Raw genomic sequence first — 12,177 nt, forward strand, 5'->3', positions numbered from 1 at the left:
GCCTTTTTTATTCTTCGATGTACTTAATGAAGCGCATCTTTGAGCTGTTGGATACTGGCTAACCAAATCTCATAATCATCCGCTTCCTGCCATAAATCTTTTAATTCAGACTGATCTGACAAAACCAAAACAAGTACTTGCTGAGCTTGTAGTAATAAATCTGCGCTTGGTTTCAGTGAAACTGACTCAAGCCACTCATCTACTTTCTCAGTATAAACATCTGTTTGAGTACCATGACCCAGACTCTTGGCAAGCACTTCTATCGCAGCTAGAGCTTCCATCGCAACATCTGCATCAAGATATTCTTGTCCTTCATCCAATGCCGTCTGTAAAGTAGCTTCAATGACTGAAAAATCAGTCGCATCTTCTAATTCGTCAGCCCAATCATTTGCCATGTCATTCCCAAATGGTTCATGTGACCAAGTTCCCATCTTTATTTCCTATTTATTAGTTTTTTCAGGCAATTCCTATTCAAGCTTTTTATTGAGGAAAATCAACTATTCTTCACTCTCTTGCTTATATTTTTCTTCAAGTACATTACTAATGATACTTTCAATCATCCAAACCCGATACAAGCTATTAAACACATAACTTTGCCCATCTATACGTAATTCCAATACAGGAAAATCTGGCTGATGCTTTTGCTGACAGAGTTCATCATTCTGTTTCAATAAAGCTTCAACATCTTGTTCGGTAATGTTGTCAATCTCTAAACGCTTCTGCATACGTTGAAAGTGGGTTTTGAAAGAAAGATCTTTGCCACGCGTCCAAACACCTTGCAATATCTCATGAATACAATCGATCTGTTCTTCTTCAGGCACGCTATAAAATAGTTTTGCCATTTCATAAGTCGCTTCTTTGGTAGGCCGACAGAATGGGGTGAATGCGACCTGTGTACGTTTGGAAACACGGGTCGCCAAACTCCAGTCAAACCAATCTCGCCCATGATAGCTCAGCGGATAAACGCTCAATTGAATATTATAATAATTGGCCAATTCTTCTTTGATATAAGCCAATAATAGCCAACTCATAGGGTCTTCAAGCGCAATATACAGATCTAATTCTGGATGTAAGCTTTGGACTTCTGTCAGTGACTCACCGTCATTAATGAGATGCTCACGCCATTCGATATGATTTATCAGAAAAATTGGATTTCCGGTGAGTAATTTTTGTTGTTTCAAACGGCGTGTAAGGCGTAATAGATCATCAACGGCCTGATATTTACGCTCACCAAATTCGAAGTAACTGGCTGCAACAGGCACATCTTTAAAAATACGTTCAGGATAATCTTGAGGTGTTTGATGCTGACTTGCCATCGCATAAAGAGTACGTAATTTCCCATATTGTTGTTGCCATAACATGTGGAATACATCTTCGAGTAAATGTAAAAAACTTTGTTCTCTAAGAGGAGTATTTTTTAGAATTATTTCTGCTTGTTGTAATGCTTCTGGACTAGGTATTTCAGGGGTTTCATCGAAACCAAACCGATGTTGTTTGGCGAGAGTTTTAGCATCATTTAAACAATAACTCTGCCAATCTTGTTCTGACATACCATTAGGAGGCTCAGCACCCTGTCTTGAAATAATCACTTTTAAAGGTTTTAGTTCATCACTCAAAATTTCATTGAGCTGATCAAGCTGTTGTACTGCAAGATAACTATAAACATCGTCTAAACGCAGGTAAATACTTAAACCCTGTTCCGTGGGCAACACCGCCTGACGAGAAGGTTTTTGATAGAACCAACTCGATCGGATGGGATCAAACCAACGACGTAACAAAGACATGTCGATCGCCTCTAATGATTATAAAGTGATGAATGGATAAGCTTTCTCTAACTTGAATTCAAACAAGTGAGCAAATAAGTATAATGAGTATCTTATAAAATCAGAAAAAAGTCCCTCTTTATCGTAATAAAGAGGGATGATAAACATTGTCGCTTAGCAATAGTTTACAGAACGCGTACAGCACCTTTCGCAGCACTGGTTGAATGCAAAGCATAAATTTTCAAAGATTTTGAAACTTTACGCTTACGCTCTTCCGCTGGATGCCAACCTTTGGCTTCTTGAGCTGTACGGCGATGTGCCATCGTTGCATCATCTACATCAAGGTGAATGGTACGATTCGGAATATCGATTTGGATGGTATCACCATCTTCAACCAGACCAATTGCACCACCTTCCGCTGCTTCTGGAGACACGTGACCAATTGATAAACCTGAAGAACCACCAGAGAAGCGACCATCAGTAATCAATGCACAGTCCTTACCCAAACCTTTCGACTTCAAGTAACTGGTTGGGTACAACATTTCCTGCATGCCTGGACCACCACGTGGGCCTTCATAACGAATGACAACGATGTCACCTGCCACGATCTTATGATCTAAAATCGCTTCAACCGCTGAATCTTGGCTTTCAAAAACACGCGCTGTACCGGTGAATTTAAGAATCGACTCATCCACACCCGCAGTTTTCACAATACAGCCATCTAAAGCAATGTTACCGTAAAGGACTGCCAAGCCGCCGTCTTTAGAGAAAGCATGTTCAGCATTACGAATCACACCTTTCTCACGGTCACCATCCAAAGTTGAATAATAACGGTTTTGTGAGAATGCCACTTGAGTTGGAACACCACCCGGTGATGAGCGATAGAACTCATAAACATCAGCATCTTCAGTACGGATAATATCCCACTTGTCTAAGGCATCTTTCAGAGTAGGTTCATGTACCGTTGGGCAAGAGGTGTTCAGTAAGTTAGCACGATCGAGTTCACCCAAGATCGCCATGATACCCCCAGCACGGTGTACATCTTCCATGTGCACATCTGACTTTGCAGGTGCAACTTTAGACAATACAGGTACTTTACGAGATAAATTGTCGATATCATCCATAGTGAAATCAACTTCTGCTTCATGTGCAGCAGCAAGCAAATGCAATACGGTATTGGTAGAACCACCCATTGCAATATCCAAAGTCATCGCATTTTCAAATGCTGCTTTGGTTGCAATTGAACGTGGCAGAATGCTGTCGTCATTTTGTTCATAATAACGTTTCGCCAGTTCAACTACTAAACGACCCGCTTTTAAGAACAATTTTTCACGGTTGGCATGTGTTGCAACAATAGAACCATTACCCGGCAATGATAAACCCAAAGCTTCAGTTAAACAGTTCATTGAGTTTGCAGTAAACATACCCGAACATGAACCACAAGTTGGACATGCCGAACGCTCAAATGCTGCAACTTCTTCATCGGTATAGCTTTCATCTGCTGCAACGACCATGGCATCAACAAGGTCAATGGCTTTTTCATTACCACGGAATTTGACTTTACCCGCTTCCATAGGACCGCCAGACACGAACACCACTGGGATATTCAAGCGCATTGCTGCCATCAGCATTCCCGGTGTGATCTTGTCACAGTTCGAGATACACACCATTGCATCGGCACAATGGGCATTGACCATGTATTCTACAGAATCGGCAATTAAATCACGTGATGGTAGTGAATACAGCATCCCGTCATGGCCCATGGCAATCCCGTCATCAACGGCAATGGTATTAAATTCTTTTGCGACACCACCAGAAGCTTCAATTTCTCGTGCAACCAGTTGCCCTAAATCTTTAAGATGCACATGTCCAGGAACAAATTGGGTAAATGAATTGACCACCGCAATAATTGGTTTGCCAAAATCTTCATCTTTCATACCTGTCGCACGCCATAAACCGCGCGCGCCAGCCATATTTCTTCCATGTGTTGATGTTTTCGAACGATAATCAGGCATTTTTGATTCCCAACAAGTTTGTGCTCGAGAAGAATAGGACATTCTCTCTGGCGAAATGATACTGAGCTCTTTGCATCATACTACAAGTTATCGTTTAACAGATGACCAACAGGCCTATCTTTTTTTGCTCAAAAGCAATTCATGCCCTGAATTAGGGGCTTATCGCTTTTTCGCTTATAATTTGCGATAAGTTTTATTTGGATTCCATTTGTGAAAATCATTTTTGCTGGTACACCTGAATTTGCAGCAACTGCATTAGCGGCATTATTAAAAACATCACACCAAATTATTGCTGTTTATACCCAGCCTGACCGTAAATCAGGACGTGGTCAAAAATTAACGCCATCGCCTGTTAAACAATTGGCACTTGAACACGATTTACCCGTTTACCAACCTTTGAATTTTAAAGCGTCTACCGAAGAAGGCTTGGGAGCTCGACAAGAACTTGCTGCTCTAGGTGCTGATGTGATGGTGGTTGCAGCCTATGGTTTAATCTTACCGCAAGCGGTTTTAGATACCCCTAAATATGGCTGTTTAAATATCCATGGTTCACTATTACCCCGCTGGCGTGGTGCTGCACCAATTCAACGTGCCATTGCCACAGGTGATACTGAAACGGGCATCACCATCATGCAAATGGCGGCAGGTTTAGATACAGGCGATATGATGTATAAAACCTACTGTCCAATCACCGCCGAAGATACGTCTGCTAGCTTGCATGACAAATTGGCTGCTCAAGGTGCAGAAGCGATTTGTACCGTACTCGAATCTGAACAAAGCTTACAAGATTTTATCGAAAGACGTGAAGTACAAGATGAAGCTCTCACCGTCTATGCACATAAATTGGTTAAAGCAGAAGCTCGGATTGATTGGCGTCTGAATGCTAGTCAAATAGATCGTAATATTCGTGCTTTTAATCCTTGGCCAGTGGCTTTTATCCAACTGAATGAAAACAATGCTTTAAGGGTTTGGAATTCGATCCTTTCTGAACACAGTAAAACGGATGCTCAATTGGGGGAAATCATAGGAATTGATAAACAAGGCGTACATGTTGCCTGTGGCGACAATAGCGCAGTGTGCTTAACCAGTTTGCAATGGCCAGGTGCTAAAGCCCTCAATCCAGTTCAAATTAGCCAAACCCAGAAATTACATCTTGGACAAATTCTCCCATGAGCCAATCGAATCAATCATCTACAAAAAATTTGAACCTGCGTGCGCAAGTGATCAAAACACTTTTGGCTGTTCAAAATGGGCAATCTTTGGCTTCTGTTTTAAATCAACATATCAATATTGTTTCTGAACGTGACCGTGGTTTATATCATGAGCTTACTTTAGGGTGTTTACGCCAATGGTTTTCTTTAAAAGCAATTACTCTACCATTGCTTACGAAACCATTAGACAATGAAGCACTAGAAAGTTGTTTATATCTTGGTCTATATCAAATTTTATGTACCCGTATTCCTGTACATGCTGCGATTTCAGAAACGGTAAATGCGGCTAAGCAACTCGGTTTCGAACCAATGAGTGGTTTGGTCAATGCGATTCTGCGTCGTGTTTCACGTGAAACAGCTGAGTTTGAAACAGCGTTGAATAATACGCATGGTTTACCAAGTTGGTTATTCAAGCGACTTAAAAAAGATTGGCCTGAGCAAGCAGAGACTCTATGCCAAGCCTTAAAACAAGTCGCTCCACTAACTCTCCGCATCAATGAACGCCAAGTCAGTCGCAACGAATATTTAGAGATCTTGGACGAAGAGCAGATTGATGCTCGTCCTTGCACGCTTTCAGATGTTGGTATTGTTTTGGAGCAAACGGGCAATATTACCCATTTACCCGGTTTCGAAGAAGGTGGTTTTTCTGTTCAAGATGAACATGCACAATTGTGCGCGACGCTTTTACCGAACTTAGATAATAAAGTTGTTGTCGATGCCTGTGCTGCACCAGGGGGTAAAGCCGCACATATCCTTGAGCGCTTTAACCCTCAAAAACTGATTGCGCTGGATCATGATGCCAAACGTTTATTGCGTGTTTCTGAAAATTTAGAACGTCTTGCCCTAGATCAGGACAATGTTGAAATTATTACCGCTGATGCCACCACGTGGCAGGCACAGGAACTGGTTGATTGTATCGTGCTGGATGCGCCTTGTTCTGCAACAGGTGTGATTCGTCGCCACCCCGATATTCGTCTGTTAAGACAATCAACCGATATCGCACAAACGGTGGCCTTACAGCAACAAATTTTGCAGCAGATGTGGCAACAACTCAAAGTTGGTGGGACGTTGTTGTATATCACCTGTTCGCTTCTAAAGGCTGAAAATGAGCAGCAAATGGCGGCATTCTTTGCAGAACATGCGGATGCAGAAGAAATCAAAATCAATGCGGATTGGGGTATTGAACAGACTTATGGTCGTCAATTATTACCGTCTGCGCACTCTGGCGATGGTTTCTATTATTGCTATATTAAAAAAGTGGCGTAATAAAAAAAGCAGGCTGAAAGCCTGCTTTTTTTTAAATTAATTTACAGCGTATGTTGGTCTTTGACTTCTTCCAGAACGTCATCAAGCTCTTCTGGATGTTTCATCAAGTGTAGGATAGACAAAGCAAGTCCGCCCCATAAAAACACCATTGAAATGATCATCATCACGATTGCTGAAGTATTCATAACTGCGCTCCTAGCGATCTTTCATTTTGCTGAGTATAACTGCAACGACAGCACAGAAAATCACACTGCCCCATCCAAAGACACCTTGCAAGCTCATGCTATACGTATCGTAACCATTTTTGACCAAGTTAAACACTGTCATGCTCAATGTGGTTAATAAGATCAAAGACGTGATCACAGTTAAAGTGAAATCCCAACCTTTACCCAATTGAATCGTCGAAATACGGTTCACATGATCACGAAGTTCTATTAAAGCTGAACGCTTAAACCAAGCCACACTGATGATGGATAATAATGCACCACCAATAATCCCGATGTTATTGATAAAGTGATCCACAATATCCACCAGTTTAATCGCATTTACGCTTGAGAATAAGATAACTGAAACGAATGCGCTACCACCACCAATGATGGTTACTGCTTTCTTACGACTCCATTTTAACTTATCTTGCATCGCTGCAATTGGTACTTCCAAGATACTGACCATGGAAGAAATACCAGCGACAAAAAGCGAAGAGAAGAACAATAGACCAAATAAATCTGCACCTGCACCCAAGCTTGAAATGATTTTTGGAAAGGCAATAAATGCTAGACCAATACCACCACTGACAACATCATGTACTTCTTTCCCCGCCGCATGAGCCATAAAACCCAATGCTGCAAAAATACCAATACCTGCCAAGATCTCAGTTGAAGCATTGGCAAAACCAACGATCAAACCCGAGCCTGTTAAATTGGTTTTCGGCTTTAAGTAAGAGGAGTATGTCACCATGATCCCGAAGCCAACAGATAATGAGAAGAAAGTGTGCCCATAAGCAGCTAACCACACTTTATAATCCATCATTGCAGACCAGTTCGGAGTGAAAAATGCATTTAAGCCTTCAGCTGCACCAGGTAAACGTAATGATTGAATCACCAAAACTGTGAACAGAACGAATAATAAAGGCATGCAAATCTTATTTGATAATTCAACGCCTTTTTTAACGCCACCATAAAGAATAATTAATGTTAATGCCCAAATACCAACGATCGGCCAAAATAAATGACTGACAAACTGCAAATCAAAGCCAGTTGCTTTAGAGGTCTGTAAGTACGTATTAAAGAAGAAACTTTCTGGGTCACTGCCCCACGCCTGACCAATCGAGAAATACACATAACTTCCCGCCCACGTCAGTACGCTGGCATAGTACAAACCAATAATAATACAGACACAGACTTGCCACCAACCTAGTGTTTCACCACCTTTAAATAACGCTCTATAAGCTTTTGGAGGTGAATTACGCGCACGATGACCTGTCGCATAATCTAAAAATAAAAGAGGTAAACCAGCCGTAATGAGTGCGAGTAAATACGGAATAAGAAACGCACCACCACCATTTTCGTAGGCAACATAAGGAAAGCGCCAAATATTACCTAAACCTACAGCCGAACCAACAGCTGCAATAATAAAACCAGATCGTGATGTCCAGTTTTCACGAGAATCTGCCATATAACACCTAAAAATTTACTGCTGGCATTTTTCATACTGCGTTAGGTTTTATTATCCAACAGACATGAAAAGTGCCATAAAAAATATTGTTTTGCTTGCATGAAATTCCAACCTTGTGGGCCTCTCACTTTCATGAACAAACAAGCAAAAACCAAACCATCTTCCTTAAAGATTGGATTTTGTTTTTCTGCTTTTTAATAGCCGAACAATACCTGTTTTTATTTCTTTTTACTGTAATTTCTGTCTGAAAAATTATGTTTTTTAAATAACTGATTATTTTTTAACTGAATGAAATTTTGACCTTACAGTCAATTTATAAAATCAAGTATATAAACTAATCAAGCGAAGCCAGAACTCCGCTTGAACTTCTATTTTATTGTTTAATTGCGAGCAAACGTTCTTCTTGCATATCACGAATCGCTGAGTGAATTCCTTCGCGACCTAATCCAGAATCCTTCACGCCACCATAAGGCATGTTATCGACACGGAATGTAGGCACATCATTAATGATGACTCCACCAACATGCAAATGATCCCATGCATACAGTATTTTATTCAGATTTTGCGTATATACCCCTGCCTGTAAACCAAAACGACTTTGATTAATTGTATTAATACCCTGCTCAAACTCTTTAAATTTTTCTAAAATAGCAATCGGGCCAAATGCTTCATCCTTATAAATTTCTAGCTTGGGATCAACATTTTCCAGTAAGGTTGGTTCAAATAATACCCCTTGTAAATGTCCTCCCGTCAGAACCTTTGCCCCTTTTTTCTCGGCTTTATCAACCCATTTTTTCAAGCGAACAGCTTCAGCTTCCTTAATCATCGGACCTACTAATGTGGTATTGAGCTTTGGATCATCTACTTTAATTTTTTTCAGTTTAGCAATCAGTTTCTTTTTCACTTCCACATAAAGATCAGCATGAACTAAAATCCGTTGTACACTGATACAGACTTGCCCTGCATGTGCATAAGCGGCACTGATCAAACGATCAATCAGCGCCTCATCAATCACGGTATCTGCATCGATCAGAACCGCAGCGTTCCCACCCAGTTCCAAAGTAACTTTCTTACGCCCTGCACGCGCTTTCATGTCCCAACCAACCTGATCTGACCCCGTAAAGCTGAGTAATTTAAATCGATCATCTGTTACCAAAATATCCGCTGCTTGGCGATCACAAGGCAACACTGACCATGAGCCTTTGGGTAAATCAGTTTCCGCCAAAACTTTGGCAATCATTAATGCACTGATCGGTGTCAAACTCGCAGGCTTCAATACAAATGGACAACCTGCTGCAATTGCAGGTGCGATCTTGTGTGCCACCAGATTTAAAGGGAAATTAAATGGGCTAATCAGCGAAACTGCACCAATTGGCACATGCTTAACCATACCTCGAAAACGAGCAGCCGCAGGCGTTACTGCCAAAGGCAACATTCGACCATCATCAAGTTGTGTGACCGCATCTGCAGCCAATTGGAAAGTATTTATCAGACGTTCCACTTCTGCACTTGCAGCACCTCGCGGCTTACCCCCTTCAACAATCAATATTTCTGTCAATTCTTCACGTAATTCATTAAAACGTTTAACGCAATGTAATAGAACTTTTTGTTTTTCAAATGGCTTAAGAGTCGCCATATCTACCTCAGCTTTAACTGATGCAGAAATTGCTTTTTCCAACACTTTTTCATCTGCTAACGCAACTCTAGCATAGACCGTATTAGTATATTTATCATGAACTTCTAACCATTGACCTGTCGTTACTGCTTTTCCTGCAACATACAAAGGATAATCCACAACATTTTGTGCATCGGTCATTATTCTTCATCCCATTATCAAAATTTAAAATTAGACTACTGTATATTTTCAATTATCACTATATGATTCGCCCAATCACTGATGAATTCACAACAATTCATTACGGTTTTTGATATGAATTAGGACAATCAAATGAAAATATTAAAAATATCAATCTTAGCTTTAGGGACAAGTCTGTGTAGTCTAGCACAAGCAGATATGATTGGTGTAAAAGGCGATCTCAGCTACTGGAATTACAACGGTGAAGCCAATGTAGCTGCACAAACATCTGCACCAGATCAAGACCTTGATCGTAAGGGATCTGCACAGGTTTCGCTTGCATTTGAGCACCCGATTCCACTGATTCCAAATGCAAAAATTCGCTATGTGAATTTAAAATCACAAACTGAAAATGAAGTTGCAGGTCGGCCAGTTTATGACTTGAACATAGACCATACCGATTTCATTTTATATTATGAAATCTTGGATACCATCGTAAATGCAGATGTTGGTTTAGGTGCAACCAGTTTAAATGGTGATGTTAAAACACTCGGTTTAAGCAAAACAGACATCGATAAAACTGTTCCTGTGATCTATGGATCAGCAGGGGTAAAATTACCATTTACAGGCTTGAGTGCTAAAGCTGAATTGTTATATAGCAACATCAATGATACCAAAATTACTGATGCACAAACCGAATTACAATACAACTTTATTGATAATCTATTGGTCGATGTTGGCTTGAAAGCTGGCTACCGTATCTTAGACATTAAATTAGATGACTACGAAAAAAACGATCTTAAATTTAATTTTAAAGGTCCTTATATCGGTTTAGATGTTCATTTCTAAATCGTAATAAGATGAGAAACGGAAGCTTCTGATTCCGTTTTTTATTCTGCCGCATCGATGTAAGCCAAAACCTACAACAATCGCAGCGATTGGCGAATATCCCATTCTAAAGTTTTCACATATCATACAAATCATAGAGTGACAGGAAGTCTCATTGAAAATAACAAGATACGCAGGAAGCGGTCGTTCATAAGGAATATAAACGACAAGAAACTGAATACTAAGAAGCCCCGTCAGGATGATGGGGCTTCTTTTTTATCTGTCATTTTTATACGTGACTCAAAGACTTTTTAAATACGCAACCACATCGGTATTTTCTGCCATTTCAGCAAGCTGTAAGGCGGTGTATTCACCTTTATAAGCGACATTAGCCCCTTTGCTCACCAGTAGCTTCACCACAGCTAAATGATCATTCTCGGCAGCAGCTTGAAGCGCGCTATAACCTTCATCATCGGTCTGGTTTGGATCTATTCCCTCTACCAATAATTGCTCGACTTGTTTCACATCGCCAAGGGATGCCCAATACACTAGCTCAGGAAGATGCAGTTCTTCATCATCTTCAGGCAGTGGAGAAAAAGAGTTGAGTTTCATCAGAAATACCTAATTTTTTTATTTAAGATAAAGTGTTTTATACTGATCAGCTAGCTCCTTAGCCTTCTTCATTTCTTGAATATTAAAAATTTGAGTAAAATTCTTCAAATTTTTAATTGCCTGATCATTTTCGGTTTCAGCTGAAACACTGATCCATGCGTAAGCTTTATAATAGTCTTGTTCAACGCCTAAACCTTGAGCAAATAATAAACCATACTCATTTTGAGAAAAAGAATAGCCAGCTTTTGCTGATTTTTCATACCAAAAAGCAGCTTTAGTATAATCTTGTTTCACAAAGTTCCCTTTGCGAAAAGCATTACCTAAATTAAATTGAGATTGCAAATCTCCTGCATTCGCAGCCTTTTCAGTATATTCAAAACCCTTTTCCGGATTTTTTTGTACTCCAATACCTTCATAATACATAATCGAAAGATTTGCTAAGGAGGGAGCATAACCTTTTTGAGCAGATTGATTAAATAAGTTAAAAGCCTTCTCTACATTCTTGGGGACACCTAAGCCTTGAAAATACAAACTTGCTAAATAGTGTATTGCCTGAACGTTTCCCGTCTTTGCTGATTTTTCAAAACTGTCAAAAGCAACTTTATAATTCTTCTGATAATAAGCTTTTAGACCTGTATCCAAGTCATTGATTGCAAAAGCCATACTTGAAACTAATAAGCTAACAACCAATACCAACAAGCCTTTTTTCATATCTACTCCATCTCCCTAGACAAATATAGAGGGATATTAACACAAGCCAATTTATTTATTCTGCCCCAATAAAAAACACCCCCTCAGCATTAGCGGAGGGGGTGTTTTAGAATTAAAAGCTGGCGATGACTTACTCTCACATGGCAAACGCCACACTACCATCAGCGCTAAGAGGTTTCACTTCTGAGTTCGGGAAGGGATCAGGTGGTTCACTCTTGCTATTGTCGCCAGCAAACTGTTTATGGATACTTGCTTTGGTCTTATCTATGCCAAGGCTTTTTCCAAATGAGTTATTAACGGAT

General features: G+C 40.2%; 11 protein-coding genes and 1 rRNA gene. 3 read left to right on the forward strand and 9 right to left on the reverse strand.

From position 1 onward, the window contains the following. Positions 1–23: 23 nt before the first annotated feature. From O1449_RS15410 to ilvD, 3 genes are all read right to left on the reverse strand, one after another. Positions 24–431, reverse strand: a complete 408-nt coding sequence (locus tag O1449_RS15410; protein ID WP_269238763.1) for a DUF4259 domain-containing protein — start codon at positions 429–431, stop codon at positions 24–26. Between the two features lie 66 nt (positions 432–497). Beyond that, complete coding sequence (locus O1449_RS15415; RefSeq protein WP_269229254.1) at positions 498–1,784, reverse strand: hypothetical protein; 1,287 nt, start codon at positions 1,782–1,784, stop codon at positions 498–500. Positions 1,785–1,948: 164 nt separating this feature from the next. Then, the gene (gene ilvD / locus O1449_RS15420; RefSeq protein WP_269229253.1) at positions 1,949–3,778 is read right to left on the reverse strand and encodes a dihydroxy-acid dehydratase; all 1,830 of its coding nucleotides are present in this window, start codon (positions 3,776–3,778) and stop codon (positions 1,949–1,951) included. Positions 3,779–3,988: 210 nt separating this feature from the next. Between ilvD and fmt the strand changes: the two genes are divergently transcribed. Beyond that, on the forward strand, positions 3,989–4,951 hold the full coding sequence (gene fmt / locus O1449_RS15425) for a methionyl-tRNA formyltransferase (protein ID WP_269238764.1): 963 nt from the start codon (positions 3,989–3,991) through the stop codon (positions 4,949–4,951). Beyond that, positions 4,948–6,255, forward strand: coding sequence for a 16S rRNA (cytosine(967)-C(5))-methyltransferase RsmB (gene rsmB, locus O1449_RS15430; RefSeq protein WP_269238765.1), 1,308 nt, complete (start codon positions 4,948–4,950; stop codon positions 6,253–6,255). The genes fmt and rsmB overlap by 4 nt, the downstream gene beginning before the upstream one ends. 41 nt (positions 6,256–6,296) lie before the next feature. On the opposite strand, the gene O1449_RS15435 is transcribed toward rsmB, so the two are convergent. The 3 genes from O1449_RS15435 to O1449_RS15445 all read right to left on the reverse strand — a co-directional run bounded on the left by O1449_RS15435 (position 6,297) and on the right by O1449_RS15445 (position 9,745). Continuing rightward, positions 6,297–6,440: a methionine/alanine import family NSS transporter small subunit gene (locus O1449_RS15435; RefSeq protein ID WP_241334418.1), complete on the reverse strand. Its 144-nt coding sequence runs from the start codon at positions 6,438–6,440 to the stop codon at positions 6,297–6,299. A 10-nt stretch (positions 6,441–6,450) separates the two neighbouring features. After that, the gene (locus tag O1449_RS15440; RefSeq protein ID WP_269238766.1) at positions 6,451–7,929 is read right to left on the reverse strand and encodes a sodium-dependent transporter; all 1,479 of its coding nucleotides are present in this window, start codon (positions 7,927–7,929) and stop codon (positions 6,451–6,453) included. Between the two features lie 373 nt (positions 7,930–8,302). Next, on the reverse strand, positions 8,303–9,745 hold the full coding sequence (locus tag O1449_RS15445) for an aldehyde dehydrogenase family protein (protein ID WP_269238767.1): 1,443 nt from the start codon (positions 9,743–9,745) through the stop codon (positions 8,303–8,305). Positions 9,746–9,877: 132 nt separating this feature from the next. Here O1449_RS15445 and O1449_RS15450 point away from each other — a divergent pair, with 132 nt between their 5' ends. Further along, positions 9,878–10,573 (forward strand): TIGR04219 family outer membrane beta-barrel protein, encoded by a 696-nt coding sequence (locus O1449_RS15450; RefSeq protein WP_269238768.1) that lies wholly within the window; start codon positions 9,878–9,880, stop codon positions 10,571–10,573. A gap of 279 nt (positions 10,574–10,852) precedes the next feature. On the opposite strand, the gene O1449_RS15455 is transcribed toward O1449_RS15450, so the two are convergent. The 3 genes from O1449_RS15455 to rrf all read right to left on the reverse strand — a co-directional run bounded on the left by O1449_RS15455 (position 10,853) and on the right by rrf (position 12,107). Continuing rightward, on the reverse strand, positions 10,853–11,164 hold the full coding sequence (locus O1449_RS15455) for an ankyrin repeat domain-containing protein (protein WP_269238769.1): 312 nt from the start codon (positions 11,162–11,164) through the stop codon (positions 10,853–10,855). Positions 11,165–11,182: 18 nt separating this feature from the next. Next, positions 11,183–11,875: a tetratricopeptide repeat protein gene (locus O1449_RS15460; RefSeq protein ID WP_269229246.1), complete on the reverse strand. Its 693-nt coding sequence runs from the start codon at positions 11,873–11,875 to the stop codon at positions 11,183–11,185. Between the two features lie 117 nt (positions 11,876–11,992). Further along, a 5S ribosomal RNA gene (gene rrf / locus O1449_RS15465) occupies positions 11,993–12,107 on the reverse strand. Positions 12,108–12,177 lie beyond the last annotated feature (70 nt).

Source organism: Acinetobacter sp. TR3, from assembly GCF_027105055.1.
Taxonomy (GTDB): Bacteria; Pseudomonadota; Gammaproteobacteria; order Pseudomonadales; family Moraxellaceae; genus Acinetobacter.

Excerpts from the sequence above, each read along its gene's own strand:
- ilvD (WP_269229253.1), bottom strand. The coding sequence starts at position 3,778 with ATGCCTGATTATCGTTCGAAAACATCAACACATGGAAGAAATATGGCT.
- O1449_RS15460 (WP_269229246.1), bottom strand. The coding sequence starts at position 11,875 with ATGAAAAAAGGCTTGTTGGTATTGGTTGTTAGCTTATTAGTTTCAAGT.
- O1449_RS15440 (WP_269238766.1), bottom strand. The coding sequence starts at position 7,929 with ATGGCAGATTCTCGTGAAAACTGGACATCACGATCTGGTTTTATTATT.
- O1449_RS15445 (WP_269238767.1), bottom strand. The coding sequence starts at position 9,745 with ATGACCGATGCACAAAATGTTGTGGATTATCCTTTGTATGTTGCAGGA.
- O1449_RS15415 (WP_269229254.1), bottom strand. The coding sequence starts at position 1,784 with ATGTCTTTGTTACGTCGTTGGTTTGATCCCATCCGATCGAGTTGGTTC.
- O1449_RS15455 (WP_269238769.1), bottom strand. The coding sequence starts at position 11,164 with ATGAAACTCAACTCTTTTTCTCCACTGCCTGAAGATGATGAAGAACTG.
- O1449_RS15410 (WP_269238763.1), bottom strand. The coding sequence starts at position 431 with ATGGGAACTTGGTCACATGAACCATTTGGGAATGACATGGCAAATGAT.
- O1449_RS15450 (WP_269238768.1), top strand. The coding sequence starts at position 9,878 with ATGAAAATATTAAAAATATCAATCTTAGCTTTAGGGACAAGTCTGTGT.
- O1449_RS15435 (WP_241334418.1), bottom strand. The coding sequence starts at position 6,440 with ATGAATACTTCAGCAATCGTGATGATGATCATTTCAATGGTGTTTTTA.
- rsmB (WP_269238765.1), top strand. The coding sequence starts at position 4,948 with ATGAGCCAATCGAATCAATCATCTACAAAAAATTTGAACCTGCGTGCG.